24 protein-coding genes and 1 pseudogene are annotated in these 26,805 nt (G+C 72.0%); 16 read left to right on the top strand and 9 right to left on the bottom strand.

Translation table 11 applies throughout. From position 1 onward, the window contains the following. Positions 1-38: 38 nt before the first annotated feature. On the top strand, positions 39-2,765 hold the full coding sequence (polA, locus tag QA802_RS11535) for a DNA polymerase I (protein ID WP_334520872.1): 2,727 nt from the start codon (positions 39-41) through the stop codon (positions 2,763-2,765). Positions 2,766-3,488: 723 nt separating this feature from the next. Then, positions 3,489-3,983: a hypothetical protein gene (locus QA802_RS11530; protein WP_334520869.1), complete on the top strand. Its 495-nt coding sequence runs from the start codon at positions 3,489-3,491 to the stop codon at positions 3,981-3,983. Here QA802_RS11530 and QA802_RS11525 read toward each other — a convergent pair. Continuing rightward, positions 3,949-4,845, bottom strand: a complete 897-nt coding sequence (locus QA802_RS11525) for a DUF4184 family protein (protein ID WP_334520866.1) — start codon at positions 4,843-4,845, stop codon at positions 3,949-3,951. The two genes, QA802_RS11530 and QA802_RS11525, sit on opposite strands and share 35 nt — an antisense overlap. Positions 4,846-5,152: 307 nt before the next feature. Between QA802_RS11525 and QA802_RS11520 the strand changes: the two genes are divergently transcribed. From QA802_RS11520 to pgfA, 3 genes are all read left to right on the top strand, one after another. After that, positions 5,153-6,910, top strand: coding sequence for a lytic transglycosylase domain-containing protein (locus QA802_RS11520; RefSeq protein WP_334520863.1), 1,758 nt, complete (start codon positions 5,153-5,155; stop codon positions 6,908-6,910). 206 nt (positions 6,911-7,116) lie between these two features. Continuing rightward, positions 7,117-7,251: an SPW_0924 family protein gene (locus tag QA802_RS11515; RefSeq protein WP_334520860.1), complete on the top strand. Its 135-nt coding sequence runs from the start codon at positions 7,117-7,119 to the stop codon at positions 7,249-7,251. Positions 7,252-7,281: 30 nt separating this feature from the next. Further along, complete coding sequence (gene pgfA / locus QA802_RS11510) at positions 7,282-8,274, top strand: cell envelope lipid trafficking protein PgfA (protein WP_334520857.1); 993 nt, start codon at positions 7,282-7,284, stop codon at positions 8,272-8,274. Here the strand turns inward: pgfA and hrpB are convergent. After that, complete coding sequence (gene hrpB, locus QA802_RS11505) at positions 8,264-10,807, bottom strand: ATP-dependent helicase HrpB (protein ID WP_334534500.1); 2,544 nt, start codon at positions 10,805-10,807, stop codon at positions 8,264-8,266. The two genes, pgfA and hrpB, sit on opposite strands and share 11 nt — an antisense overlap. A gap of 74 nt (positions 10,808-10,881) precedes the next feature. Continuing rightward, positions 10,882-11,706, bottom strand: a complete 825-nt coding sequence (locus QA802_RS11500; protein WP_334534497.1) for a class I SAM-dependent methyltransferase — start codon at positions 11,704-11,706, stop codon at positions 10,882-10,884. 375 nt (positions 11,707-12,081) lie between these two features. Between QA802_RS11500 and rpsA the strand changes: the two genes are divergently transcribed. From rpsA to QA802_RS11480, 4 genes are all read left to right on the top strand, one after another. Continuing rightward, the gene (gene rpsA, locus QA802_RS11495) at positions 12,082-13,584 is read left to right on the top strand and encodes a 30S ribosomal protein S1 (RefSeq protein ID WP_319167415.1); all 1,503 of its coding nucleotides are present in this window, start codon (positions 12,082-12,084) and stop codon (positions 13,582-13,584) included. Between the two features lie 209 nt (positions 13,585-13,793). Next, positions 13,794-14,732, top strand: coding sequence for a PAC2 family protein (locus QA802_RS11490; protein WP_319167413.1), 939 nt, complete (start codon positions 13,794-13,796; stop codon positions 14,730-14,732). 112 nt (positions 14,733-14,844) lie between these two features. Next, entirely contained in the window at positions 14,845-15,465 is a 621-nt protein-coding gene (gene coaE, locus QA802_RS11485; RefSeq protein ID WP_334520850.1) for a dephospho-CoA kinase, read from the top strand. Positions 15,466-15,515: 50 nt separating this feature from the next. Further along, positions 15,516-15,896 carry a tetratricopeptide repeat protein gene (locus tag QA802_RS11480; protein WP_306953263.1) on the top strand — a complete coding sequence of 127 codons (381 nt, stop codon included), beginning with the start codon at positions 15,516-15,518 and terminating at the stop codon, positions 15,894-15,896. An 11-nt stretch (positions 15,897-15,907) separates the two neighbouring features. On the opposite strand, the gene QA802_RS11475 is transcribed toward QA802_RS11480, so the two are convergent. After that, entirely contained in the window at positions 15,908-16,174 is a 267-nt protein-coding gene (locus QA802_RS11475; RefSeq protein WP_334520845.1) for a DUF6343 family protein, read from the bottom strand. A 170-nt stretch (positions 16,175-16,344) separates the two neighbouring features. Between QA802_RS11475 and QA802_RS11470 the strand changes: the two genes are divergently transcribed. The 3 genes from QA802_RS11470 (at position 16,345) to QA802_RS11460 (ending at position 18,496) form a co-directional block, all read left to right on the top strand. After that, positions 16,345-17,028 carry a class I SAM-dependent methyltransferase gene (locus QA802_RS11470; RefSeq protein WP_334520842.1) on the top strand — a complete coding sequence of 228 codons (684 nt, stop codon included), beginning with the start codon at positions 16,345-16,347 and terminating at the stop codon, positions 17,026-17,028. Between the two features lie 165 nt (positions 17,029-17,193). Continuing rightward, complete coding sequence (locus QA802_RS11465) at positions 17,194-17,640, top strand: DoxX family protein (RefSeq protein WP_334520839.1); 447 nt, start codon at positions 17,194-17,196, stop codon at positions 17,638-17,640. A gap of 46 nt (positions 17,641-17,686) precedes the next feature. Then, positions 17,687-18,496, top strand: coding sequence for a uracil-DNA glycosylase (locus QA802_RS11460; RefSeq protein WP_334520836.1), 810 nt, complete (start codon positions 17,687-17,689; stop codon positions 18,494-18,496). Positions 18,497-18,608: 112 nt separating this feature from the next. Here the strand turns inward: QA802_RS11460 and QA802_RS11455 are convergent, their stop codons facing one another. Further along, positions 18,609-19,274 carry a GntR family transcriptional regulator gene (locus QA802_RS11455; protein WP_319167398.1) on the bottom strand — a complete coding sequence of 222 codons (666 nt, stop codon included), beginning with the start codon at positions 19,272-19,274 and terminating at the stop codon, positions 18,609-18,611. Between the two features lie 154 nt (positions 19,275-19,428). Between QA802_RS11455 and QA802_RS11450 the strand changes: the two genes are divergently transcribed. Continuing rightward, positions 19,429-20,907, top strand: coding sequence for an NCS1 family nucleobase:cation symporter-1 (locus QA802_RS11450; protein WP_334520833.1), 1,479 nt, complete (start codon positions 19,429-19,431; stop codon positions 20,905-20,907). Positions 20,908-20,921: 14 nt separating this feature from the next. Further along, entirely contained in the window at positions 20,922-21,719 is a 798-nt protein-coding gene (locus QA802_RS11445) for an aspartate/glutamate racemase family protein (protein ID WP_334534494.1), read from the top strand. A gap of 69 nt (positions 21,720-21,788) precedes the next feature. Here the strand turns inward: QA802_RS11445 and QA802_RS11440 are convergent, their stop codons facing one another. After that, positions 21,789-22,079, bottom strand: coding sequence for a hypothetical protein (locus tag QA802_RS11440; protein WP_334520831.1), 291 nt, complete (start codon positions 22,077-22,079; stop codon positions 21,789-21,791). 853 nt (positions 22,080-22,932) lie between these two features. Between QA802_RS11440 and QA802_RS11435 the strand changes: the two genes are divergently transcribed. Continuing rightward, positions 22,933-24,891: an FUSC family protein gene (locus tag QA802_RS11435; protein WP_334520828.1), complete on the top strand. Its 1,959-nt coding sequence runs from the start codon at positions 22,933-22,935 to the stop codon at positions 24,889-24,891. Positions 24,892-25,157: 266 nt separating this feature from the next. After that, entirely contained in the window at positions 25,158-25,334 is a 177-nt protein-coding gene (locus QA802_RS11430; RefSeq protein ID WP_319167388.1) for a DUF8839 family protein, read from the top strand. A 130-nt stretch (positions 25,335-25,464) separates the two neighbouring features. Here the strand turns inward: QA802_RS11430 and QA802_RS11425 are convergent, their stop codons facing one another. From QA802_RS11425 to QA802_RS41505, 3 genes and pseudogenes are all read right to left on the bottom strand, one after another. Continuing rightward, positions 25,465-25,815, bottom strand: a complete 351-nt coding sequence (locus QA802_RS11425) for a DoxX family protein (RefSeq protein WP_334520824.1) — start codon at positions 25,813-25,815, stop codon at positions 25,465-25,467. A 294-nt stretch (positions 25,816-26,109) separates the two neighbouring features. Beyond that, positions 26,110-26,292 carry a hypothetical protein gene (locus QA802_RS41510; protein ID WP_443042089.1) on the bottom strand — a complete coding sequence of 61 codons (183 nt, stop codon included), beginning with the start codon at positions 26,290-26,292 and terminating at the stop codon, positions 26,110-26,112. A gap of 46 nt (positions 26,293-26,338) precedes the next feature. Then, positions 26,339-26,652: pseudogene (locus tag QA802_RS41505) on the bottom strand (carboxylesterase family protein); the annotation flags it as partial. Positions 26,653-26,805: the final 153 nt, after the last annotated feature.

Genomic DNA, 26,805 nt, shown 5'->3' with positions numbered 1-26,805 from the left:
CGGGACCGAGTGTCAGTGGGGCGTGGCAGGATCGGGGCGTGGCAGAGACAGCATCGAAGAAGACCGAGACCCCCTCCGGCGCAAGCCGTCCGCGCCTGATGCTCATGGACGGGCACTCGCTGGCCTACCGCGCGTTCTTCGCGTTGCCCGCGGAGAACTTCACCACCGCGACGGGCCAGCCCACCAACGCGATCTACGGCTTCGCGTCGATGCTCGCCAACACGCTGCGTGACGAGGCGCCCACGCACTTCGCGGTCGCGTTCGACGTGTCCCGCAAGACGTGGCGTTCCGAGGAGTTCACCGAGTACAAGGCGAACCGTTCCAAGACGCCCGACGAGTTCAAGGGCCAGGTCGAGCTGATCGGCGAACTGCTCGACGCGATGCACGTCTCCCGTTTCGCGGTGGACGGCTTCGAGGCCGACGACGTCATCGCCACGTTGGCCACCCAGGCCGAGGCCGCGGGCTTCGAGGTGCTGATCGTCACCGGCGACCGCGACTCCTTCCAGCTGGTCTCCGAGCACACCACCGTGCTGTATCCGACGAAGGGCGTCTCGGAGCTGACCCGGTTCACCCCGGAGAAGGTCTTCGAGAAGTACGCGCTGACGCCTGCGCAGTACCCCGATTTCGCGGCCCTGCGGGGCGACCCGTCCGACAACCTGCCGGGCATTCCGGGCGTCGGCGAGAAGACGGCCGCGAAGTGGATCAACCAGTTCGGTTCGTTCGCGGAGCTCGTCGAGCGCGTCGAGGAGGTCAAGGGCAAGGCCGGGCAGAACCTGCGCGACCATCTGGAATCGGTCAAGCTCAACCGCCGCCTCACCGAGATGGTTCGCGACGTCGAGTTGCCGGGGTCGGTCACCGATCTGGAGCGCACCCCGTACGACCGCACGGCCGTCGCGATGATCCTGGACACGCTGGAGATCAGGAACCCGTCGCTGCGTGAGCGGCTGCTCGCCGTCGACCCGGGCGGGCAGGAGGCCGAGGCCACCCCGGTGATCACCGGCGGTGTGGAGCTGGACGGCACGGTGCTGGGCGCCGGCGAGCTGGCCGGCTGGCTCGCCGAGCACGGCGCGCTGACGCTGGGCGTGGCCACCGTCGACGCGTGGGCGCTGGGCGCCGGCTCGGTCACCGAGATCGCGCTGGCCGCCGCCGAGGGAGCGGCCGCCTGGTTCGACCCGACGGAGCTCGACGAGGCGGACGACAACGCGTGGGCGGCCTGGCTCGCCGCCGAGGACCGCCCCAAGGTGCTGCATGACGCGAAGGGCGCCATGCGGGTCTTCGCCGAGCACGGCTGGTCCGTCGCCGGCGTCTTCATGGACACCGCCCTGGCCGCCTACCTGGTCAAGCCCGGCCGCCGCTCCTTCGACCTGGACGCGCTGTCCCTGGAGTACCTGGGCCGCGAACTGGCGCCGGCCGCCGCGGCCGACGGCCAGCTGGCCTTCGGCACGGACGACGGCGCCGAGGCCGAGGCGCTCATGGTGCAGGCCCGCACGATCGTGGACCTCGGCGTGTCCTTCCGCGGCCGGCTGGAGGAGGTCGGCGCGGCGGATCTGCTGCGCGACATGGAGCTGCCGACGTCGGCGCTCCTGGCCCGTATGGAGCGGCACGGCATCGCGGCCGACCGCGCCCATCTGGAGGCCATGGAGCAGATGTTCGCGGGCGCGGTCCAGCAGGCCGTGAAGGAGGCGCACGCGGCCGCCGGCCACGAGTTCAACCTGGGGTCGCCCAAGCAGCTCCAGGAGGTCCTGTTCGGTGAACTGGGCCTGCCCAAGACGAAGAAGACCAAGACCGGCTACACCACCGACGCCGACGCGCTGGCCTGGCTCGCCGGCCAGACGGACAACGAGCTGCCGGTCGTCATGCTGCGCCACCGCGAGCAGGCGAAGCTCCGTGTCACCGTCGAGGGCCTGATCAAGACGATCGCTGCGGACGGCCGCATCCACACGACGTTCAACCAGACGGTCGCCGCGACGGGCCGCCTGTCGTCCACCGACCCCAACCTGCAGAACATCCCCGTCCGCACGGACGAGGGCCGGGCGATCCGCCGCGGTTTCGTCGTCGGCGAGGGCTTCGAGTCGCTGATGACGGCCGACTACAGCCAGATCGAACTGCGCGTGATGGCGCACCTCTCCGAGGACGCGGGTCTCATCGAGGCGTTCACCTCCGGCGAGGACCTGCACACCACGGCCGCCTCGCAGGTGTTCGGCGTGGAGCGGGACGCGGTGGACGCGGAGATGCGCCGCAAGATCAAGGCCATGTCGTACGGGCTGGCGTACGGTCTGTCGGCGTTCGGCCTGTCCCAGCAGCTGAACATCGAGGCCGGTGAGGCCCGCGCTCTGATGGACGCCTACTTCGAACGCTTCGGCGGCGTGCGGGACTACCTGCGCCGTGCCGTCGACGAGGCGCGGGCGACCGGCTACACGGCGACCCTGTTCGGCCGCCGCCGCTATCTGCCCGACCTCAACAGCGACAACCGTCAGCGTCGCGAGGCGGCCGAGCGCATGGCCCTCAACGCGCCGATCCAGGGCACGGCGGCGGACATCGTCAAGATCGCCATGCTCAAGGTGGACACGGCGCTGCGGGCGGCGGACCTCAAGTCGCGCATGCTGCTCCAGGTCCACGACGAGATCGTCCTGGAGGTCGCCCCCGGCGAGCGCGCGGCCGCGGAGGAGCTGGTCCGCCGCGAGATGGCCGGGGCGGTCCAGCTCAGGGCCCCTCTCGACGTGTCGGTCGGTGCGGGCACGGACTGGGAGTCGGCGGCGCACTAGCTGTCCCCGAGGGGTCGGGACGCGGCCGGCGGGCCGGCGGGCCTGGCGGCCGGCCGCTCCGGGGGTCGTTTCCGGCTTCGGGCGGCCGGTCGGCGGGGCGGGCCGAGTGCTTCGGCGCCAGGTCGGCACCACCTGCCGTCGCCCGGTAGGGCCTGCGGCGACCGATCGGCCTCCGGCCGGTCGTCCACGCTTCAGGCGGTCGGACGACCGGGGCCCCGACGGCCGGTCGAACCCCGGCCGGTCGTTCAGGTCCCGGCGGGCCGGAGGGCGGGGCTTCCGGCGGTCGGCGGGAGCGTCAAGCGGTCGGCAGGCCGGGGCCTCGGCGGTGGGACGGCTGAGCCCCGGCGGTCGGCGGGTTCCTGGGGCTCGTTCAGGCTTTTGGAAAGCCGGGCGACGGCCCGTGGCCGCGAAGGCCGGCCCGGCGGCCCGCCCGGACGGCCGGGGGTACAGGGCACGGCACGCCCGGCACCGTGGGAAGGGGCCCGGTCGGCGAGCGGGAAGGGACCCTCGGGCCGGCCCCTCGCACGGGTGCCCTCGAACGCGACCTCTCGGACAGGTCCCTGCCGACAAGTGCCCTGGGACACGACCCCTCGGACAGGGAGGTCCCCGCCGCCAGGTCCCCTCGGACACGACTCCTCGGACCGGGCCCCTTGTGTGGAGGGGCCTCACCCGCGTGGCCCCCGAGAACAGGACCGGGCCGACTTCCGCCACCAGGATGCGGCCATGGGTATACGCATGCTCCACCGCCGAAAGGCCCGCGCACGCGTTCACGCCACGGCCGCCGCGACCGGGCGGCTCCGCCCCGGCAAGGGTCCCTGGAGCCGCCCGCGCCCCGCCCGGGCCCCCCGGGCCGCCGCTCCCCGCATCCCGGGAACCCCCGGCGCCGCCCTGCGTACGGCCACCGTGCGTACGGCCACCGTGCGCCTGCGTGGCAAGGGGCTCGCCCGACGCCTGCCCCCGCCCCCGCCGATGTCCCGGCGCGTCCGCCCGTTCGTCCGCCCGATTGTCCAGCTGTTCGTCCGCCCGGTCGCCGGCCGGCTCGTGCCGCGCGGTGACACCTGGCGGATATGGGCCGGGGCCGTACGCGGCCGCTGGGCGCTCGTCTCCGGCGTCCTCGGCCGGCTCCGCCGCGGACCGCGTACGGCTCCCCGCATCACCCTCTTCGTCGCGCCGCCCACGCCCCTCACCGGGCCCCAGGACGGCTCCCTCCCGCGCTGACCTCCACCGGTGCCGCCTCCGGCAACTCCGGCTGCTCCGGCTCCCCGGCGCGGCCGCCCGGGCCGGCCGGACGCCACACCCGCACGCCGACGGCGTACACCAGCAGGCCGAGAATCAGCCCCGCGCCCGCGCCGAAGCACACCGTCGGGATGAGCTCCCACGGCTTCGCGTCCCGGGCGCCCCAGTAGTCCCACCACCGTGTCGCCCGCCGTACCGCCCCGACCAGCGCGCAGCCGCCGATCACGGCGGCGGCCCACCACCGGTCCGCCGCCGACAGCGCCGCGACCCCCACCGGCTCGGCATCGGGCGCCCGGCGCACCGCGCGCACCAGGAACGCGAGGATCGCCAGCGCCGCCACCGCCGACCCGCCGTACTGCAGGTACCAGTACAGCGGGGAGCCGGCGATCGTCTCGCCGAGCACGGGAAGCAGCCGCATGCCCCAGCGGTCGAGGTGGGTGAACGCGTCCCACACCACGTGGGTCAGCGCGCCGAGCACCGCCGAGACGTACCACCACAGGGCCGCGGCCGGCCGGACACGCGCGCGTGGTGTTCCGCAGCGGGTCAGTGCGGCCGTCCGGCCCTGCCGGGCGCGCGGCAGCAGTGCGACCAGCGGTTCGCGTGCCAGCAGCCACAGCCCGACGAGCGCCCACGCCAGCAGCACGTCGACCGTGAACACGCCGGGGAAGGAGTGCGTGACGTCACCGAACTCCATGGCGTCGGGCAGGACGCTCGCCGCGTAGTACGTCAGGTCGGGGGCGAACGATCCCGCCACGAGGACGGCCGGTGCCAGTCGCCCGCGGCCGGAGCCGTCGGTGCGCACGGCGGGCAGCACGGCCGCGGCGTGACTCAGAGTGAACGGCAACAGGGCTCCCGGGGGCGTGGCTTGACGGGCCGGCCGACCCGATGATCAACGACGTCCGGGGTGCGAGGCGCGGTTCCCGGCCCTCGTCACGTGTGCGGCCGGTGAAAACGACGCTCGAACGGGTGCCGGTCAAAAAGAAGTTGTCGTAGGGTCACCTGGGTCGCCGCGCCCTAAGGCGCGCCGAACCGAGGAACAGAACAGCGCAAACCGCCCACGCGTGCAACCTGCCGGGCGGGTTGATCGTCACACGAGTGGCAGTTGATTCGTCACGCGAGTGGCAACGGCGACACCGGGAGGGTCTCACTTCATGTCGGCGCATTTCGGCACAAGGCTGCGCAAGGGAGCGGTCAACACGACCGTGGCCGCACTGGCGGTCGCGGCTCTGGCCGCGTCCCAGGCACCGGACGTCACGGCCGACACCCCGGGCGGACGGACCGCCGCGGACACTCCCGCCGCCGAGACGGGCGCCGAGACCGGCGCCGGCTCGGACGACAGCGCCACCGGCAACTCGCCGTACTACACGGACCTGCCGCCCCTGCACAGCCCCCTCCCGGCGCCGAGCCAGAGCCCCGCCACCACCCCGGCGGGCGGCGGCGCAGGCGAGGCGGGCATCCCCGCGACCGTCCTGGACGCCTACAAGAAGGCCGAGGCCCAGCTGGCGCAGGCCAAGCCGGGCTGCAACCTGCCCTGGCAACTCCTCGCCGCCATCGGCAAGGTCGAGTCGGGCCAGGCACGCGGCGGCAACGTCACCGCCGACGGCACGACCGTCTCGCCGATCCTCGGACCGGTCCTCAACGGCAGCGGCTTCGCCAACATCCGGGACACCGACAACGGCGCCTACGACGGAGACACCACCTTCGACCGTGCCGTGGGCCCCATGCAGTTCATCCCGTCCACCTGGGCATGGGCCGGCCGCGACGGCAACGCCGACGGCAAGAAGGACCCCAACAACATCTACGACGCCGCACTCGCCGCCGGCCACTACCTGTGCCGCTACGGCTGGGACATGGCGACGACGACCGGGATGCGCACCGCGATCCTCAGCTACAACAACTCCACGGACTACCTGAACACGGTCCTGTCGTGGCTGGAGTACTACCGCAAGGGCTCTCACGAGATCCCCGACGGCACCGGCACCGTGCCGACCGACCGCAGCGACGACTACCGGCCGACCTGGCCGTCCGCCCCGACGACGCCTGGCACGCCGTCCGCCCCGACGACGCCCGGCACGCCGACGAAGCCGTCCACGCCCGGAAAGCCGACCAAGCCCACCACGCCCGCCAAGCCGACCCCGAAGCCCACGCCGACTCCCACGCCGACCGAGACGGTCCACCACCTCGAGGCCGTGGGCCCGGCGAAGATCACCGCCATGGCGGGCGACGTGTACACGGACCGCGTCAGCGCCCGGGCGGAGACGGCGGCCGGCAAGGCCGTCGCCAAGGTCAGGGTCCGCTTCACCATCGTCGGCGACACCGACGCCGAGTTCACCGGCGGCGAGAGCGTCGCCACGATCGTCACCGACGCCAAGGGCGTCGCCCTCGCGCCCGCCCTCCAGGCAGGCGAGAAGACCGGCGCCTTCACCGTCCGCGCCACCGTCCTCGGCCGTACGGTGTCCGCCGTCGACTACGCGGCCACCGTCACCCCCCGCGCCGCGGACGCCCTCGCCCGCACCGGAGACACCGCGCTCACCTGCACCGTCGGCGGCCAGTTCGCCGACCGGGTCGTGGTGAAGGCCACGTACAAGGGAGCGGCGGCGGGCAGGGTCGCGGCCACCGCCACCCTGGTCAGGTCGGCCGACGACCCGACCGCGAACGACGAGGGCCCCTACTTCAAGGACGCCGCGGAGAAACCCGTCCGCACGCTGGACCTGCAGACGGACGCCGACGGCATGCTGCAACTGCCCCCGCTGTACGCGGGCGACACCGCCGGCGCCTACCTGCTGCGCATCACCACCACCGGCGGAGCCGTCCTCACCCTCGAGCTGACCGTCAAGGCCGCCGAGACGTCGACGCCGGACCCCGCGCCCGTCGAGTCGGAGCCGGAGGCGACGCCCTCCGGCTCGTAGATCCGGCCTACCCGGCGCACCCGCCCGCACGTCCGCGGGCGGTCCGCACCGCCTCCACGCGACGACGACGGCGGCCCCTCTCCGCACCGAGGGGCCGCCGTCGTCGTGTCCGACGTGTTCTCATCTCGCGCGCCCGTTGCTACGGTGCTCGACCTGACGACCTGTCAGTTCCGTGGGAGTTCCGCCGACGCGTCCAGGAGGTCCCGATGCGCGCTCTGATCGCCGCCGCGACCGGCCTCGCCCTCGCGCTCGCCCTGGTGTTCACCCTCACCGCGCTCGGCGCCTCCGCAGGCCGGACGTCCCCCCGACCCCTGCTGACGACGGTCCCCGCCCACCCCTGACCCCACCCCCCCCGCGCGAAGGAGGCCGAGATGCGCCGCAAGGCAAGCCTGATCCTGCTCGCCCTCGCCGTGTTCTTCGCGGCGCTCTCCCCGCTGATGCGCTGGTACGTCTTCCCCCGCCTGGCCAAGATCCCCGCGAACGAGTACCAGACGATGGTCCTGGAGGCCAGGAACGCCACCCTCCTCGACTACGTCGGCCTGACCGCCCGCACCGTCCCCAAGGTCACCATCGTGCAGACCCTCAAGGGCGACGTCGAAGCCTCCGAGAAGATCGAGAAGACGGCCGGCCGGGACGTCGTCGTCTGGGACGGCCTGTCCTACGTCCAGGGACCCGACGGCAAGATGGTCTCCCAGGTCCCCGAGCGCTACATCTTCGACGCCCACACCCAGGAACCCGTCCACGCCACCGGCGAAATGGTCGACGGCGACCCCGTGCGCCGCACGGGCATCGAGTTCAAGTGGCCGTTCCTGACGGAGAAGCGCGACTACCAGTACTTCGACGCCCAGACCCGCACCAGCGCCCCCATCCACTACCGGGGCACCCGGACCTTCCGCGGCCTGACGGTCTACTACTTCGAGCAGACCGTCCCCTGGACCCAGGTCGCCATGCCCAAAACGATGCCGGTCAAGGGCATCACCCCGGCGGACATCGCCAAGACCGGCACCACCCGCTGGTACACCACGGTCCGCAGGTTCTGGGTCGAGCCCGTCACCGGAGCACCCGTCAACGGCGAGGAGATCCACCAGGAGGAACTGCGCGGCGGCACCCTCCTCGGCGACCGCGCCAAGGTCACCGCGTTCGCCGGACACGTCAAGATGCGTGAGGACTACATCGACCACACCGTGTCCGTCGTCAAGTCCAACCGCACCCTGGTCCTGCTGCTGACCTCCTACCTCCCCTGGAGCTTCCTCCTGCTGGCCGCCCTGCTCATGTCGCTCTCCCTGTACCTGGAGGCCCGCTCCCGCCGCCCCCGGCCGCCCGCCCCCACGGCCCCCGCCGCACCACAGCCGGTCACCGCCTGAGCCGCGCGTTGGTGTACCGGGTCGGCTCCGCGCCGACCGGATCCTCCGGCCACGGATGCTTCGGGTACCGGCCGCGCAACTCCGCCCGCACCCCCTTGTAGCCCTCCCGCCAGAACGACGCGAGGTCCGCGGTGACGGCCACGGGCCGCCCGGCGGGCGACAGCAGATGCACCAGCAACGGCACCCCCGCCACCCGCGGCGACTCCTGCAGCCCGAACATCTCCTGCAACTTCACCGCCAGAACAGGCCGCTCCGGGTCCGCGTAGTCGATCCGCGCCCTGGACCCGCTGGGGACGGCCATCCGCTCGGGCGCCAGCTCGTCCAGCCGGCCCGCCGCACCGGACGCCCACGGCAGCAGCCGTCCGAGCGCCGCCCCGGCGTCGATCCGCCCGAGATCGCTCCGCCGCCGCGCCCGACCGAGCTCCGGCTCCAGCCAGTCGTCCACACGCGCGTGCAACGACGCGTCACCGACGTCAGGCCACGGCTCACCGAGCCGCAACCGCAAAAACGCGAGCCGCTGCCGCAGGACGACCGCCTCGGCCGACCAGCGAAGCAGCCCCAGCCCCTCCTTATCCAGCCCCTCCACCAGCGCACCGCGCACGAGTGCCGCGCCCGCGTCCCGCAACGGACGCGCCCCGAGCTCCACCGCCCCGAGCCGCTCCACCCGCCGCGCCACCACGTCCCCGTCGGCCCAGTGCACCTCCTCCCGCTCGTCCAGCAGCGCACCGGCCGCGAGCCGCGCCACCTCCTCGTCCACCACCGCCGCCAGCTGCACACGCGCGTGCCCCCTGCCGACCGGCCGGTCCGCGACGGCCACGGCCAGCCAGCGAGCGCCCCGCAGACCCGACCCCTCCCGCACCTCCGCCCGCGTCCCCGAAACCATCAGCCACGACCCCCCGTCCCCCTTCGCGACCCGCTCCGGAAAGGCCAGGGCCACCACATGGCCGACGGCGAGATCCTCACCGTCGACGGCCCCGCCCCCGGCGCTCCCCGCAGCCGACGACGCCTCCCGCACGGGCGGCACGTCGACGTCCGCCGCGACGGCACGCAGCCGCCGCACCTCCGACCGCCACCTCCCCGCATAGGCGTCGCCCCCGCGCCGGGCGCAGCCCAGCGCCGCCGTCAGATCGTCGCCGTACTCCCGCGGCGCCTCCTCGCTCAGCAACGCGACCACCTCCGCCGCCCGCTCCACCCCCACCAGCGACGCCCCGTCCAGCAGCGCCCGCCCCAACCGCGGATGCAGCCCCAGCCGCGCCAACCGCACCCCCCGGGCCGTCGCCCGGCCCGCCGCGTCCACCGCGCCGATCGCCGTCAGCAGCTCCCGCGCCGCCACCATCGCCCCGGCCGGCGGCGCATCCAGCAACGCCAGCCCCGACGCGTCCGGATCACCCCAGCAGGCCGCCTGCAACGCGAACGCCGCCAGATCGGCCACCTTGATCTCCGGAGCCGGAAACGCCGGCAGCCGGGCGTCCTCCGCCTGCGCCCAGCACCGGTACACCGCCCCCGGCGCCTCACGCCCGGCCCGCCCCGCCCGCTGCCGTCCCGCCGCCTGCGAGGCCCGCACGGTCGCGAGCGCGCTCAGCCCGCGCGCGTGGTCCACCCGCGGCTCCCGCGCCAGACCCGAGTCCACGACCACCCGCACCCCCGGCACGGTCAGCGACGACTCCGCCACGGACGTCGCGAGCACCACCCGGCGCCGCACACCCGGCGACAGCGCCGCGTCCTGCACACCCGCCGGCGACCGACCGTGCACCTGCAGCACGTCCACCCCGGCCGGCGCCCCCAGCTGCCCCGAGACCCGCGCGATCTCCCCGACCCCCGGCAGGAAACACAGCACGTCCCCCGACCGCTCCGCCAGCGCCCGCCGCACCACCGACGCCACATGCGCCAACAGCGCCGGATCCACCCGCGTCCCGTGCGGCGGCCGCACGGGACGCATCGGCGGCGCCCACACCACCTCCACGTCGAACGCCGAGCCGTGGGCCTGAACCACCGGAGCCCCGCCCAGCAGCCGCGCCCACCCGGCCGTGTCGGTCGTCGCGGAAGCGGCCACCAGCCGCAACTCGGGCCGCAACGTCTCGCGCACGTCCCACAGGAACGCGGCCGACGCGTCCGCGTCTAGATGGCGCTCATGGCACTCGTCCAGCACCACCACGTCGACGCCCGTCAGCTCCTGGTCGCGCTGGAGCCGCTGCAGCAGCACGCCCGTCGTGACGACCTCCACACGCGTGTGCCGCCCCACGACCCGCTCCCCGCGCACGGTGTGACCGACGCTCTCGCCGGGCCGCTCGCCCAGCAGCCAGGCCATCCGCCGGGCCGCGGCCCGCGCCGCGATGCGCCGCGGCTCGGCCACCACCACCCGCCGCGCGGGCCCCTCACCCAGCAGCCCGGCCAGCACCAGCGGCACCAGCGTCGTCTTCCCCGTGCCGGGCGGCGCGGCGAGCACCGCCGCGCCGTGCCCCTCCAGAGCGTCGTTCAGATCGGGCAGGGCGGCCCGCACGGGCAGCGCGTCCAGGGCATCGAAACGGGGGATCACGCACCCAGTGTCGTACGCCCCGCAGGGGGGCGCGGCAGGACGGCAGGACGCAGCGAGCGGTCGCACACGTCCTAGTCGCGCTCGCAGACGAAGACTGCCGTTCCCGGGATCAGGTGGCCGCGCAGCGGGGACCAGCCGCCCCACTCCGACGAGTTCCAGGCCGGCCACTCCGGCTCGACCAGGTCCACCAGCCGGAACCCGCCCGACACGATGTCGCGGACCCGGTCGCCGAGCGTGCGGTGATGCTCCACGTACACGGCGCGGCCCTGATCGTCCTGCTCGACATACGGAGTGCGGTCGAAGTAGGAGGACGACACGGACAGGCCCTCGGGACCCGGCTCGTCGGGAAACGCCCAGCGGATCGGATGGGTCACCGAGAACACGAAGCGCCCGCCCGGACGCAGCACCCGCCGCACCTCCCGCAGCACCAGCACCGGATCGGCGACGAACGGCAGCGCCCCGTACGCCGAGCAGGCCAGGTCGAAGGATGCGTCGGCGAAGGGCAGCGCGCCCGCGTCGGCGCACACCAGCGGGAACGAGCCGCCGATGCGCAGCGCGTGCTGGAGTTGCCGGTGGGAGAGGTCCAGCGCGACCGGCCGGGCGCCCTGCGCGGCCAGCCAGCGCGCGCACTGCGCCGCGCCGGCGCCGATCTCCAGGACCGACCTGCCCTTGAGGTCCTCCGGCGGGCCGAGCAGCTCGGCCTCCACCTCGTCCAGACCCTCGGGTCCCCACACGAAGCGGTCGTCGCCGAGGAAGGTGCCGTGCTCGACCTGGTATTCGTCCGCGTTGCGGTCCCACCAGCCCCGGTTGGCCCGGGAGCTCTCGGCGACGTCGGCGTCGCGTCGGGTGGCTTCCGGCTCGAAGGCCGGCTCGGACGATGCGGGCTCTTGGATGATGGGCTCCCTCGTCGTACTCTTCCGTGCAACCCGCCCGACGGCGCACCGAGGTGTCGCCGGAGGGGCTTCCTGCGGCGTGCATGGCCTCAGGAGAAAGGTTGTGTGCCGGGTTTGCGGTGTTCCGCCCCGGGTGTGCGTCTTCGCGCATTGACCCTGCCCGGCTGCCCCCGTATGCTACAAGTTGCGCTGCGAGCCTGCGCACCTCAGACGTAGCAGGCTGCGCTCGCATCTGTTGTATGTCCCCTCGGTTTTCGAGGCGTCGTCACCAGTTTCTGGTGGGGCGCGTCCTTGGCTGTCCGGCTTCTGCAGAGCGACACGGGCTCCCGGCGTAGCAGTACCTACGACTTTCTGTCCGTAACCGGAGCCCTTTCCCACATGACGAGCAGCACCGAGACCACCGCCACCACCCCGCAGGTTGCGGTCAACGACATCGGTAACGAGGAAGCCTTCCTCGCCGCGATCGACGAGACGATCAAGTACTTCAACGACGGCGACATCGTCGACGGCGTCATCGTGAAGGTCGACCGGGACGAGGTCCTGCTCGACATCGGTTACAAGACCGAAGGTGTCATCCCGAGCCGCGAACTCTCGATCAAGCACGACGTCGACCCCAACGAGGTCGTCAAGGTCGGCGACGAGATCGAAGCCCTTGTTCTCCAGAAGGAGGACAAGGAAGGCCGCCTGATCCTCTCGAAGAAGCGCGCCCAGTACGAGCGCGCCTGGGGCACGATCGAGAAGATCAAGGAAGAGGACGGCATCGTCACCGGCACCGTCATCGAGGTCGTCAAGGGTGGTCTCATCCTCGACATCGGCCTCCGTGGCTTCCTGCCGGCCTCCCTCGTCGAGATGCGCCGCGTCCGCGACCTCCAGCCCTACGTGGGCAAGGAGCTCGAGGCCAAGATCATCGAGCTGGACAAGAACCGCAACAACGTGGTCCTGTCCCGTCGCGCCTGGCTGGAGCAGACCCAGTCCGAGGTGCGCCAGACGTTCCTCACGACCCTCCAGAAGGGTCAGGTCCGCTCCGGCGTCGTCTCCTCGATCGTCAACTTCGGTGCCTTCGTGGACCTGGGTGGCGTCGACGGTCTGGTCCACGTCTCCGAGCTGTCCTGGAAGCACATCGACCACCCCTCCGAGGTCGTCGAGGTCGGCCAGGAGGTCACGGTCGAGGTCCTTGACGTCGACATGGACCGCGAGCGCGTCTCCCTGTCGCTGAAGGCGACCCAGGAAGACCCGTGGCAGCAGTTCGCCCGCACCCACCAGATCGGCCAGGTCGTGCCCGGCAAGGTCACGAAGCTGGTTCCGTTCGGTGCGTTCGTCCGCGTGGACGAGGGCATCGAGGGTCTTGTCCACATCTCCGAGCTGGCCGAGCGCCACGTGGAGATCCCGGAGCAGGTCGTCCAGGTCAACGACGAGATCTTCGTCAAGGTCATCGACATCGACCTCGAGCGTCGCCGGATCTCGCTGTCGCTGAAGCAGGCCAACGAGTCCTTCGGCTCCGACCCGGCCTCGGTCGAGTTCGACCCCACGCTCTACGGCATGGCCGCGTCGTACGACGACCAGGGCAACTACATCTACCCCGAGGGCTTCGACCCCGAGACCAACGACTGGCTCGAGGGCTTCGAGTCGCAGCGTGAGGTCTGGGAGAACCAGTACGCCGAGGCGCAGACGCGCTTCGAGCAGCACCAGGCTCAGGTCATCAAGTCCCGCGAGGCGGACGAGAAGGCCGCCGCCGAGGGTGGCGACACGGCGGGTGCGGCTCCGGCCGCGTCCAGCGGTGGCGGCTCCTACTCCTCCGAGGGCGCCGACACGTCCGGCGCGCTGGCCTCGGACGAGGCGCTTGCCGCGCTGCGCGAGAAGCTGGCCGGCGGCCAGAGCTGATCGCAGCCGCCGAGGCGTAGCACGTAGCTGAGGCGTAGCACGTAACTGAGGGCCCGCACCTTTCGAGGTGCGGGCCCTCAGTGCTGACCGCGACCCCGCCCGCGCACGAGTCCTCCGACGCTCCGAGTCCTCCGATCATGGGGCCCGGACGGGAATGCCCACGCTCCCACGGGCGTTGACCAGAAGGAACACGAGGAGGAGCGGTCCAAGTGCTTGATCCGCAGAGTCTGTACGCATGGGAGCCGAAGGGCCTGGCAGTCGTCGACATGGCGCTGGCCCAGGAGTCGGCCGGACTTGTCATGCTCTACCACTTCGACGGATACATCGACGCGGGCGAGACCGGCGACCAGATCGTCGAGCGGCTTCTCGACTCGCTGCCCCACCAACTCGTCGCCCGTTTCGACCACGACCGGCTCGTGGACTACCGCGCCCGCCGCCCGCTGCTCACCTTCAAACGCGACCGGTGGAGCGAGTACGAGGAGCCGGCCATCGAGGTGCGGCTCCTCCAGGACACCACCGGCGCGCCCTTCCTCCTGCTGTCGGGTCCCGAGCCGGACGTCGAGTGGGAGCGCTTCGCCGCCGCCGTACAACAGATCGTCGAGCGGCTCGGCGTCCGCCTGTCGGTGAACTTCCACGGCATCCCCATGGGCGTACCGCACACGCGACCCGTGGGCCTCACCCCGCACGGCAACCGCACCGACCTCATGCCGGGCCACCGCAGCCCCTTCGACGAGGCGCAGGTCCCCGGCAGCGCCGAGGCGCTCGTCGAGTACCGCCTCATGGAAGCCGGCCACGACATCCTGGGCGTCGCCGCGCACGTCCCGCACTACATCGCCCGCTCCGCGTACCCCGACGCCGCTCTGACGGTCCTGGAGGCGATCACCGCGGCGACCGGACTGGTCCTGCCCGCCATCGCCCACGCCCTGCGCACGGACGCACACCGCACGCAGACCGAGATCGACCGCCAGATCCAGGAAGGCGACGAGGAGCTGACCTCACTCGTCCAGGGCCTCGAACATCAGTACGACGCTGCTGCCGGCGCCGAGACCCGCGGAAACATGCTGGCCGAGCCCGTCGACATCCCGTCCGCCGACGAGATCGGGCTGGAATTCGAACGCTTCCTCGCGGAGCGGGAGGGCGAGGGCTGAGCAGCCGGCTGCGTCCCGGGCGTCACCGCGCAGAGACTGGCGCCCGGAAGCGGGTCGGCCGGTACCGGGACCGCCGGGCGCACTGTCACCGGCAGGCCCTAAGCTTCCGCTCATGCTGAAGGTGGGCCTGACCGGCGGGATCGGCGCCGGCAAGAGCGAGGTGTCACGGTTGCTCGTCGAGCACGGAGCCGTGCTCATCGACGCGGACCGCATCGCACGCGAGGTCGTCGCCCCGGGCACCCCGGGTCTCGCGGCGATCGTCGACGCCTTCGGGGAGGACGTACTGACACCCGACGGCAGCCTCGACCGTCCCCGCCTGGGCTCCATCGTCTTCGCCGACCCCGAGCGACTCGCCCTCCTCAACTCGATCGTGCACCCCCTCGTCGGCGCCCGCTCCCACGACCTCGAGACGGCGGCCCCCAAGGATGCCGTCGTCGTCCACGACGTCCCCCTCCTCACCGAGAACGGCCTCGCCCCCCTCTACGACGTCGTGATCGTCGTCGACGCGGGACCCGACACCCAGCTCGACCGGCTCGTCCGGCTGCGCGGCATGACCGAGGCGGACGCCCGCGCCCGCATGGCCGCCCAGGCGACTCGCGAGAACCGCCGGGAGATCGCCGACATCGTGATCGACAACGACGTGCCGCTGCCCGAACTGGAACAACGCGTGCAGGACGTCTGGGACGACCTCCTGCGCCGAGCACACGCCCAAGCCGGGAGCTCCCCGGAATAGCGCCGCCGGCTCCGCGCGTTGAACCCTTCCAGCAAGGGAAGGATTTTTCCGTGCCCAATACCGCAGGTTCGACCGGACGTACTCCGGAGACGCACGTCATCGACTTCCGTGCCGCGGAACAGCTCCTCGCCGCACGGGACCCGCGGGGCGCGGTGAAATTGCTCGACTCGGTCATCGCCGCACACCCCGAGAACACCGCCGCCCGGCTCCTGCGGGCGCGCGCCTTCTTCGCCGCCGCTCAACTACGGCCCGCCGAGCTGGAGTTCACCGTCGTACTGGAGCGGGAGCCGGACAACGCGTTCGCGCACTTCGCACTCGGCCGCACCTACGAGCGGCAGGGCCGCGGAGACCAGGCCAAACGTCACTTCCGGCTGGCCGCCGCACTGGACCCCAACCCCGAGTACCTGAAAGCCGCACGCTTCGACAGCTGAGGCGGGGCCCGTCACCGCGGAGGGGGATCGGGCGGCGGGTACGGGGGAACGTCCCGGCCCGGCTGGTAGTGGGGGCCCTGCCGCAGGTGTCTGAGGACGACCGCCAGGTCGACGGTGATCACCAGCCACAGCACCCCGCACGCCGCCGCCCACCCCGGGCGTCCGACCAAGGCGAACGCGGCCGTCCCGAAGACGGCCCAGGCCAGTCCCCACAGGGACAGCCACAGACGCATCCGCAGCGCACTGCGCGCTGTCGTCGGCTCACTGCCCGTACGCATCCCGATCACGGCTCCTCACCTCAACGTACTCCACTGCCCGGACGTCCTCCACAGGCTCCCTCGCCCCCACAGACGCGCTCGAACAGCGGGCCATTCCTCGTACGAGTGAACCGCCGGGGGGCGGGAACGGCCCTCGGCCACCCGCCCGTTGGACGGGTATGACACGAGAAATGCGCGACGGATACAAGGGAACCGGCCCCGGTGCGATCACGCCGGACGGCTGCGCGGTCGAGTTCTACACCCGGCTCCCGGTAGGGAACGAGCCAGACATCATCGCTGCGGCGGGGCCTGCCGGCGCCCGCATCCTGGAACTCGGCAGCGGTGTCGGACGAGTGACCCACGCTCTGCTGGAGCGAGGATTCACCGTCACCGCAGTCGACGAATCCGCTGAGATGCTGGAACGCGTCCGCGGCGCACGCACCATATGCGGCCCGATCGAGCATCTCGACCTGGGCGAGACGTTCGACGTGGTCATGCTCGCCTCGTTCCTCGTGCACAGCGGAGACGTCGCAGTCCGGCGCGGGATGTTGCGAACCTGCTTACGCCACGTCGCCGAGGGCGGATGCGTGCTGATCCAACGCGAGGGCGAGGACTACCACACCGATCTGCCCCGCCAGCGGGTCGACCCGAGCGGCTTCACAACCCGGATCGTCTCGGCCGAGCCCACGGAGGACGGCGTCCACGCCGTACACGCGGAGTACGAGTTCCCCGACGCCGTCTGGACACAGACCTTTCTGTCCCGGCCCCTGACCCGAGAACAGTTCGAGGAGGCCCTGACCGAAGCCGGCCTCAGGGTGGACAGATACCTGACGGAGGACAGGGTCTGGGTGCGGGCGGTGCCGATGACGGACTGACGACAGGACAGGAGTCGCGAGCCCGGAAAGGAGACCGGCGGGGCAGGAGGGAAGCCGGGCGGGCGGGAAAACCTGGTGTGAGGCGATGAGTCGGGTGCCGGAGGTCGGTCTACCTCTGCGACAGGCCGTGACGCCACGACGCACCGCTCACCAGAGGAGAACGCCATGCCCGAGACCACCGCTTCGCTCGCCGCCGCGACCGACTCCCCCTCCGCTCCTCCCACCGCGGGCCGCCGCGCGCGGATCGCTCTGCGGGGCCTCCAGGTGATCCTCGCGCTGTTCTACGGGGTCGCCAGCGCACTTCCGAAGCTGATCGCGCACCCGTCGGCCTCCGAGGTCTTCGACACGATCGGCTGGGGCAGTGCGGGCATGTACACCATCGGCGCCCTCGAACTCGCCGGCGCGGTAGCCCTGCTGATCCCGGTCCTCCAGTCTGTGGCGGCGATCGGTCTGGGGGCGCTGATGGTGGGCGCGTTCGTCGTCCAGGTCACGCTCTTCGGCGGGCAGAACGCGGTGACACCGCTGATCCTGCTGGTGCCGCTCGCGCTCATCGCCTGGACCCGACGCGAGTCGAACGCGAGGCTGCTGAGGCGTGGACGACGCTGGGTGTGACGGAGAGGACCCCAGGGATTGCTCGGCTCGGACTTACGGTGGAGACATGGACGCCTCCGACGATCCCGGCACCCCTGAGGCTCGCTCCGGTCGCTCTGCCGGTGCCGTCCCTGCCGGGGCTGCCGTCCCTGTCGGCCCGTGCGGTGGGTCCGGGGCGGCCCTTGCCGAGCTCGACCGGCGTGTCGCGGGGTGTCGCGCATGTCCTCGGTTGGTGGCATGGCGTGAGGAGGTGGCGCGTGAGAAGCGGGCGGCGTTCGCGGACTGGACGTACTGGGGGCGGCCCGTTCCCGGGTTCGGTCCGGCCGACGCACGGCTGCTGATCGTCGGACTGGCTCCGGCGGCGCACGGCGGGAACCGTACGGGGCGGATGTTCACGGGCGACCGCTCCGGGGACGTGCTGTACCAGGCGCTGTACGAGGTGGGACTGTCCTCGCAGCCCACCGCCGTCTCCGTCGACGACGGCCTGCAGCTGTACGGCGTCCGGGTCACTTCGCCGGTGCACTGCGCGCCGCCGGCCAACCGGCCCACTCCGGGGGAGCGGGACACCTGTCGGCCCTGGCTCGTACAGGAGCTGCGGCTGCTGAGGCCGACATTGCGCGCGGTAGTGGTGCTCGGCGCCTTCGGCTGGCAGGCCGCGCTGCCCGCGTTCGCCGAGGCGGGCTGGGTTCTGCCACGGCCGCGGCCCGGGTTCGCCCATGGAACGCGGGTCCGACTGGAGAGCCCGAAGGACGGTGACGGTCTCGATCTCTTCGGCTGCTTCCACGTCAGCCAGCGCAACACCTTCACCGGTCGGCTCACCCCCGAGATGCTGCGTGATGTGCTCCGGACGGCCGCGGGGGCGGCTGGACCGGAGTAGCCCGCCTCCGCCTCCGCCGCGTCTGCCGGTCAAGGGTGACCGGTGGTCCGCGGTCGGTGGCCGAGGGTGGCGACCCCGTGGCCCGAGACGGGTGAGCCCTTGGCGGGAAGGTTCAGGCCGACGGGGCTTCGTGAACGTCGCCGAAGAGGTGCCGCATGGTGGAGCGGTAGTTGGCCTGCACGTGCTGGAGGGCGTGGGTGCGGGCACGGTCGGGGTCGCCGGAGGCGATGGCGTCGTAGAGCCCCTGGTGCTCGGTGAGGAGCTGGAGCCATTCCTCGTTGCGTCGGGTGAGCCATTGCAGGCGTCCGGCGACGGGTTCCATGACCGAGATCAGCAAGGTGTTGCCGGCCATGGCGAGGACACGGTCGTGGAAGCGGGTGTTGATGTCGGTGATCGTCTCGGCGTCCCCGGCTTCGGTGGCCATTGCCGCGCGTGTCAGGAGTTCGCGCAGCTCGGCGAGGTCCTCCGGGGTGGCGCGGGCGGCAGCGAGCCCGGCCGCGTAGACCTCGAGGGCCTCGCGCAGCTCGAAGAGCTCGTTGACGTCGGCGGGGCTCAGGGGGCGGACGACGGTACGGCGCGGGGTTTCGAACAGGACGAAGCCCTCGGCCACCAGGGCCCGGATGGCTTCCCGCACCGGGACCCTGGAGACGCCGAACCGTTCGGCCAGCTCACGCTCGACGAGCCGGTCCCCGGGGCGGAGACTGCCGGCGATGATCTCCTGTCGAAGGGTGCCCAACACCCGCTCGCGCACCGCTCCGAGCGGTTCGATCTTCGTCATGAACCCATCCTCGCCGATGCGAGGGGGCTTTTACCGGGCCGTAACGCGACGGACATCGGTCAGAACGCTTGACGCCGGGACCATGTCCGCAGTTTGGTATACCAAACGACCGGTCATAGTCCTCCTCCTCCGTTCCCTCGCCCAGGGAGGCCCCGTGTCCCTCGCCGACAGCGCCGAAGTCACCGGCACGCCAGCGTTCGTCCCCGACCCCCGGCTCACCAACGAAGACCTCGCACCCGCCGACAAGCGGAACTGGAAGGTCTTCGACCTCTTCGCCATGTGGATGTCGGACGTCCACAACCTCGGCAACTACACCTTCGCCGCCGGTCTCCTGGTCCTCGGCATGAACGTCTGGCAGGTCTTCACCTCCCTCCTCGTGGGCTTCGTGCTCATCTACGTCGGCATGAACTGGATGGGCAGGATCGGCCAGCGGCACGGGGTGCCCTTCCCGGTCGTCAGCCGCATCAGCTTCGGAATCTGGGGGGCCAACATCCCGGCTCTCATCAGGGCCGTGATCGCCATCATGTGGTACGGGATCCAGACCTACCTCGCCTCCGTCGCCGTCAACGTGATGCTGCTGGCTGCCTGGCCGGGCCTCGAGTCCTGGACGCACAGCTCGTTCCTGGGCCTCGACGCGCTCGGCTGGGTGTCGTTCGTGTCCCTGTGGCTGGTTCAGGCGCTGATCATCAGCCGGGGCATGGAGTCGGTGCGCAAGTTCCAGGACTTCTGCGGTCCGGCGATCTGGCTGGTGATGATCGCGCTGGCGGTGTGGGTGCTGTCCAAGGCGGGCTGGACCATCTCTCTCACCTCCACCCCGCACCCGGTCTCCGTGGGCGAGCAGTGGCGGCAGTGGTTCGGCGCGATCGGCCTGATCCTCGCCACCTACGGCACGCTGATGCTCAACTTCTGCGACTTCTCCCGCTTCGCGCCCGACTACCGGACGGTCCGGCGCGGCAACTTCTGGGGCCTGCCGCTGAACTCGACGGCCTTCGTGGTGGTTTCCGTGATCGTGACGGCAGGATCGCTGGAGGTGTTCGGCGAGGCCATCACCGACCCGGCGGAACTGGTCGCCAAGGTCGGCAACACCTGGGTGCTCGTCCTGGGTGCGCTGACCTTCGCCATCGCGACCATGGGCGTCAACATCGTGGCCAACTTCGTCTCGCCGGCGTACGACCTCGCCAATGTCTGGCCACAGAAGATCACGTTCAAGGTCGGCGGCATGATCAGTACGGTCGCGGCCCTGGTCGTCACGCCCTGGAACCTCTTCTCCAACCCCACCGTCGTCAACTACTTCCTCGGGGGCCTCGGGGCCTTCCTCGGCCCGCTGTTCGGCGTGATCATGGTCGACTACTACTGGGTGAAGCGCGGCAGGGTCGACGTGCAGGAGCTGTTCGACGGCCGGCCCGGCTCCCGGTACTACTACCGCAAGGGCGTCAACCCCCGCGCCCTGTGGGCGTTCCTGCCCTCCGCGGCGGTCGCGGCGGTCCTCGCGCTGGTGAAGACGTTCAGCGATGTCGCTCCCTACTCCTGGTTCATCGGGACGGCCCTCGGCGCCGGTCTCTACGTGCTGCTGTGCCGCGACGAGCGGACGGCCGGGGCCGCGACGGTCGCTGAGAAGCCGGTGGAGGTCTGACGAGCGTGCGGAACGTGCGGATCGTCGTCACCAACTGCAACACCACGCGGGAGATGACCGAGGAGATCGTGCGAGGCGCCCGGGCCGCGGCAGGCCCGGGCACCGCCGTGACCGGTCTGACCCCCGCGTGGGGGCCGGAGTCGGCGGAGAGCTGGCTGGACAGCTATCTCTCCGCGGCGGCGGTCATGGACGCGCTGCGGACCTATGCCGGACCGGCCTACGACGCCGTCGTCATGGCCGGTTTCGGCGAGCACGGACGGGAGGGCGTGCGTGAGTTGGTCGACGTGCCCGTCGTCGACATCACCGAGGCGGCGGCGCATCTGGCATGTCTGCTCGGGCGCCGGTACGGGGTGGTGACCACGCTGGAGCGCTCCTGCGGCCAGATCGAGGACAGCCTGGAGCTCGCCGGAGTGGGCCGCAACTGCGCCGCGGTCGTCGGCACCGGGCTCGGTGTTCTCGACCTCGGCGACTCCGAGCGCACGGAGGCGGCCTTCCTGGCCGCGGCCGAGCGCGCTCGGCAGGCGGGAGCCGAGGTGCTGGTCCTCGGGTGCGCCGGGATGACGGGCCTGCAACGGGTGGTGGGGGACAAGCTGGGCCTTCCGGTAGTGGACGGGGTGGGGGCTGCGGTGAAGTTGGCGGAGGGGCTGGTCGGGTTGGGCCTGACGACCAGCCGAGCAGGGAGCTTCGCGAAACCGGAGCCCAAGGGGAGGGCGTGGCGGCCCGCACGGACGGACGGCTCGGGGACGTCGCCCGCTGCGTCGAGGCCCGCCGGGGGAGGCACGGAAGTCGCCCCGGAACGGCGCGGCGGCTGACTCCTCACGGAGTCACCTCGCCTCGATGTCGGGTCCGGGTCCGTGTCCGTATTCGGGTCCGTGTCCGCATTAGGGTTCGGGTTCCTGTTCGGGTCCGTGTCCGGGTCCCGGTGCCTGGGGGGCGTGGCCCTTCCGGAACTCCTCGCTGCGTTCGGCCGCTTCCACCCGCTCGAGGCGGTAGAGGCGTATCTGCGGTGCGGCCCGCGTGCGAGCATCGACGCTGAGCCGGTCCGGCGGTCCCAGCAGCCGGTGCAGCAGCGGACCCGTCCATCCCCTCATCCGCAGCCCGGCCAGTGACACGTAGGGCCGACAGCACTCGCTCTCCTCGCTGCGTCCCCCGGACTCCTCATGTCCCTTCATGGCGACTCCCCGCTGCACTCGATTCGTGACGCTCTGTGACGACTCCCATTGAAGCGCGGACCACTGACAATCGCCTCTCGCCTCTCACCCCTCGTCGGTTTAACCGTTGGACAGAACGGACTGTCTTCGCCAGGCTTCCTCTCATGCGCTGCAAGGAACCGGGCCGATTCGCCGCGGCGGACTTCTAGCGGCCACGCCGGAAGTTCCGGCGGGCCCCAGAAGGTCTGCCATGTCCCGAACCGTTCATCACGTCCGTCCCCGACATCGCGTCGAGCCCCTGCACCTGCCCGCCGGGAGCCGGCGCCTCGTCACCGGTCACTGCCTCGTGGAACTCCGTTACACAGCGGCGGACTTGTGTCGCGCACGGTGTGAGCGGCGGCGTCCGACGCCCGTACCGCTGGTCCGGGCGTTCCGCGCCCGCACCTTTCCCCGGAGCCTGAACGCGCAGGTCGACGGCCCTTACGAGAGTCGTGCCCGCGCGGCCTTGGCCGTCTTCCGCTCGACCGCCCGCAACCGTCTGCGTGCGGCCCCCTCCGGCGAACTCCTCGCAACGGCCGAGGAACTGGATCATCCGCCGACCCGCCACCGTCACCGGAACCTGTGGGAGTGCTGACCGGCAGAGGCGCAGATGGGGCAAGAGAACGGACGGGCGTCCCGTTTCGGCACGAGCGGCGCTCTTCGGGCGTTGCGTTCATAAAGAACCCGGGACCGGCCACAGCCGTCACCTCCTCGCAACGCAACGGTCCCGCTCCGCACAGAACCACCACCTACCGTGGACACCGCAGCTCACCGCTGACCGCCCCGGCCACCGTCGCCCGAAGGCGCACCCCGCCCTCGCCCCGACAGGAGCTCCGTGTTCCCGCGCCCGCACCTTCCCGCTCGCGCACATTCCGTTCTGCCGCCCTGGCTCTCCCACGCTCTGCGCACCCAGCGCGGACCGGTGCCGTGGAGCGCGGTCACCCGTGGGGCGCTGTCGGCCGGCCCGCTCCTCCTGGCCGCCCTGCTCGTCGGCCAGATCTCCCTCGGGGTCGTCGCCGCCATCGCCGCCATGCTGGCCGGCATCAACGACCGGCCCGGCAGCCGACGGGCCTCCGTCAAACGGCTGGGGGCGCCCGCGCTCGCCGGAGCGGCGGGACTGTGCGTCGGCACGTACGGCGGGGAGCAGCTGAGGGCCGTCGCGCTGACGGCGGTCCTCACCGGCCTCGGGCTCCTCGCCGGCGGTATGAGCGCCATAGGGCCGGTCGCCTCCGCGGCGGGCACGCAGTTGCTGGTCGGCGCGGCGGTCGGGGCGGGGATGCCGCTGCCCGAAGCGGGATGGACGCGCGCTCTGGCCTACCTCGCAGGGGCGGGCTGGCTGCTGGCGCTACGCCTCGCGCTCCCCACGCCGGGCGCGCTGACCGGCGACTTCCGCTTCGACGGGGAACGGGACGCGGTGGCCCGCGTCTACGACGCCGTCGCGGAGCTGCTCGACACCGTCGGCACGGGCCGCGCCACCGAGCTCCGGGCCGCGCTCACCGCCGCCCTCGACCACGCCCAGGACGCTTTGGCCGGCCCCCGGCTGCGTCGCCGGGCCGGCTCCGCGGTCGAGCGGCGGCTGCACGCCCAGTACGCCGCCGCGCTGCCGCTCGCCGAGGCCGCGACCGCGCTGGCCTGGAGCGGGGAACCGCTCTCGGAGCGGGCCTCGGCCGGACCCCGGCGGCTCGCCGACGCGGTGCGCCGGAACACGCACCCCGGTCCGTTGCCGGCGCCCTCCCGGTCCGCCCCCGCGCTGCGCGCCCTCGACGACGCCCTGCTGCACGCCGCCGACGCCTTCGACCAGGGGCGCGGGAGCGACCTGCACACCCGGCGGCGCGGCGCACGCGACCTGGTGCGCGCCGCGTTCGGGGCGGGCGGCCGCGAGTACGGCCTGCGGGTCGCCCTATCCTTCGGGGCCGGCGTCGCCGTCGCCCAGGCCCTCTACCACTCGCACGGGTACGGGCGGCACCCGCACTGGTACTGGCTGCCCGCCACCGCTGTCTTCCTGGTGAAACCCGACCTCGGGCCCCTGGTGTCCCGGGTGCTGTGCCGGGCGGCGGGGACCGTGCTCGGTGCGGTGCTCTTCGCCGGCTTCGCCGCTGTGCTGCCCCGGCCGGAGGGACTGGTCGCGCTGGTCGCCGTCTGCGGTGCGCTGATACCGGTCGCCATCCGGCACTTCGCCGCGCAGACCGCCGTCGCCACCGTCCTCGTACTGGCGCTGGTGATGGTCGGCGGGGAGCCGCAGGCGTCGGTCAGCCGGATCGCGGAGACCCTGCTGGCCTGCGCGATCGTGCTGATCGTCGGGCATCTGCCGATGCCGGAGGAGCGCGGCGGTCAGGTGCGCGCCCAGCTCGCCGCGGCCGCGGACGCCGCGTACACCTACCTCGCCCACGTCCTCGGCGGTGTCGGCGACGGCCCCGCCCTCGATGGCGTCGACGACGGCCCCGTTCTCGACGGAGACGACGACCGCGCCGTCCGCTGGACGCTGCGCCGCGAGGCCTACCGCACGCTTTCCGAGGCTCGCACCGCCATCGCTCTCGCGGCCCACGAACTGCCCGCGCTCGCCCGGCACACGGAGGGCACGGACGAGGTCGCAGCCGTCCTGGAACGGCTCGTCGACACGACGACGGCCTGCGCGGTCCACCTCGACGACACGGGACGGCTCACCTCCCGGCACCGCGAGCGCCTCACCGGGCTCCTCGGTGAACTCGCGGTGGGCAGCGCACGGGTGGGGCTGCCCGGCCCGGCGCCCTCCCTGCCTCCCGCCGCGCAGGCGAACCTGGCCGCCCCCATCTGAGACGTGCTGAGACGGTCCCGGTCGAGACGTTCCGGGCCGAGACGTTCCGTGACGGCGCTGAGCCCGGAGGCGGTGTGCGCCCGCCGCTGTCACGACGCGTACGGCAACTGACACGTAAGGTGGCCGGGATGTTCGTCAGGTGACCGGATTCTCACACTCCGCACCGAACGCGTGTCACCTATGTCTCAGTCCCGCAACCGGGCGAGGCGATGGGCGTCCGTGAAGCGTTAACTCCTACAAGTACGACGCTGATCGGAGGTGGCGCCATGGTGAACGGGCGAACCGTGCTCGAGCGCTTTCCCGCGGGCGGGCCGCGCGGGTCGTGGCCCGCGGAGGAGTTCGCGCACGCGCGGCGCATGGAGGGTCTGGCCGCCGAGGTCGTCATGGATCTCGCCACGGACACGTTCCTGGTGGTCGTGCGCAGCGTCGACGCCGCGCAGTGAGGCGGCGCTCGGCCGGCGACGCCAGCCACCCCGGAGCGACTTGCCCCCAGCCCGGGCGCTGGAGGCAGGAGTCTGTCAGTGGCTGCGCCGAGTGATCGGGAGCTGTTCTGATCGCGATCGTGGAGCACGATCAGGCCGTCGCGAAACCCAGCACCAGCGGCGCCACGGCAACGAGCATGATGGTGGCCGGGATGCCGATTCCCTTCGTGTCGCCTCCACGGATGTGTGTGATCACGGCGCCCAGGAAGTACAGGACGACACCGGTCGCCGCCGCGATGCCCAACGGTCGGTAGACGATGCCGGCGAGCAGCCCCAGAGCGCCCGCGATCTTGACCAGGCCGAGCGGCAAGAACCAGCTGTCGGGCACCCCGATCGCCTTGAGCCCCTCTGTGATCTTCGGATCACGCGTGATGTCGGGAACGGCAGAGAGGACCAGCACCAGGGGCAGCACGACAGCGATGACGACATAGGCGATGTACATGGAGAACTCCGGAGGGACTACGGGGACCGTCGATCGGTCCCGGAGCAGAGGGGGACAAGCGATGAGACGCGGTGATGTGACTGCCTCGCGTCCAGGGCATTGTTGTGAGCATCGGCTAGGTGATCTTGGTGATGTCGAGTGGGAGCGGCCGCCGTTCCCACCGGTTGCGAAACGGGTGTTGTGGCGGTGGCGGTATCACCGGCAAGGCCAAGGGCTCCTGCGCCGGAACCCTGGCGGAGCGTCGCCGGCGGAAGGGCGGATCCGGCCAGGCCTCGATCTGGCGTCGGCGGGTGGTCAGGCCGGGCGCAGCGGAAGGGCGTTGAAGGTGTGGTCCGCCCAGATGCGGCGGGTGGTTTCGGCCGGGTAGGGCGTGACGCGGGGTTCGGTGTCGGTGAGTTGCGTGAGGCGCTGTTCGGTGTCGTACTCGGGCCAGCCGGGGGTGCCGGTGGTGGCGAAGGCCGTCCATGCGGAACTCATCCACTGGGGCAGGGCCACCGCGTCGGCGGGTGGCTGCTCACCGATCCAGCGCGGTCGGCTCGATGGAGGAGAGGTCGGCCGGTGTCGGCCGCAGCCCGAGTTCGGCGGCGCACGCGACGGCGATGTCGTCGGCCAGTTCCGGGGAGAAGAACGTGCCCGGCACGCTCTGCGCGATCACCCGCCGGAACAGTCCGGTGGCCCGGGGCATGGCCAGCAGCGCCGCGATCGAACCGGCCCGGCGGACTCACCGAAGACCGTCACCCGGCCCGGATCGCCACCGAACGCGGCGATGTTGTCCCGCCCCCACTCCAGTGCGGCGACCTGGTCGAGCAGCCCCCGGTTGGCCGGCGCGCCTTCGATCTGGAAGGGAAGACCGCCGTGGCCGGCCGGCGCATCGGCGTGGTCAGATCCCGACGGGGGTGATCTCCACCGGAATCACGGCGGGCCGGGATCGGGACTGTCCGATGGGTGTCAGGAACAGAGAGGCCACCCCTGCTGCCATGGGGCGCTTTA

This window comes from Streptomyces sp. B21-105, from assembly GCF_036898465.1.
Lineage (GTDB): Bacteria > Actinomycetota > Actinomycetes > Streptomycetales > Streptomycetaceae > Streptomyces.
This window is presented reverse-complemented; position numbering and strand designations above follow the sequence as displayed.

Bases quoted from the DNA above. Each gene is read 5' to 3' on its own strand.
- QA802_RS11530 (WP_334520869.1), top strand. From the start codon at position 3,489: ATGGGTATACGCATGCTCCACCGCCGAAAGGCCCGCGCACGCGTTCAC.
- QA802_RS11520 (WP_334520863.1), top strand. From the start codon at position 5,153: ATGTCGGCGCATTTCGGCACAAGGCTGCGCAAGGGAGCGGTCAACACG.
- QA802_RS11515 (WP_334520860.1), top strand. From the start codon at position 7,117: ATGCGCGCTCTGATCGCCGCCGCGACCGGCCTCGCCCTCGCGCTCGCC.
- pgfA (WP_334520857.1), top strand. From the start codon at position 7,282: ATGCGCCGCAAGGCAAGCCTGATCCTGCTCGCCCTCGCCGTGTTCTTC.
- rpsA (WP_319167415.1), top strand. From the start codon at position 12,082: ATGACGAGCAGCACCGAGACCACCGCCACCACCCCGCAGGTTGCGGTC.
- coaE (WP_334520850.1), top strand. From the start codon at position 14,845: ATGCTGAAGGTGGGCCTGACCGGCGGGATCGGCGCCGGCAAGAGCGAG.
- QA802_RS11475 (WP_334520845.1), bottom strand. From the start codon at position 16,174: ATGCGTACGGGCAGTGAGCCGACGACAGCGCGCAGTGCGCTGCGGATG.
- QA802_RS11470 (WP_334520842.1), top strand. From the start codon at position 16,345: ATGCGCGACGGATACAAGGGAACCGGCCCCGGTGCGATCACGCCGGAC.
- QA802_RS11465 (WP_334520839.1), top strand. From the start codon at position 17,194: ATGCCCGAGACCACCGCTTCGCTCGCCGCCGCGACCGACTCCCCCTCC.
- QA802_RS11460 (WP_334520836.1), top strand. From the start codon at position 17,687: ATGGACGCCTCCGACGATCCCGGCACCCCTGAGGCTCGCTCCGGTCGC.
- QA802_RS11455 (WP_319167398.1), bottom strand. From the start codon at position 19,274: ATGACGAAGATCGAACCGCTCGGAGCGGTGCGCGAGCGGGTGTTGGGC.
- QA802_RS11440 (WP_334520831.1), bottom strand. From the start codon at position 22,079: ATGAAGGGACATGAGGAGTCCGGGGGACGCAGCGAGGAGAGCGAGTGC.
- QA802_RS11430 (WP_319167388.1), top strand. From the start codon at position 25,158: ATGGTGAACGGGCGAACCGTGCTCGAGCGCTTTCCCGCGGGCGGGCCG.
- QA802_RS11425 (WP_334520824.1), bottom strand. From the start codon at position 25,815: ATGTACATCGCCTATGTCGTCATCGCTGTCGTGCTGCCCCTGGTGCTG.
- QA802_RS41510 (WP_443042089.1), bottom strand. From the start codon at position 26,292: ATGAGTTCCGCATGGACGGCCTTCGCCACCACCGGCACCCCCGGCTGG.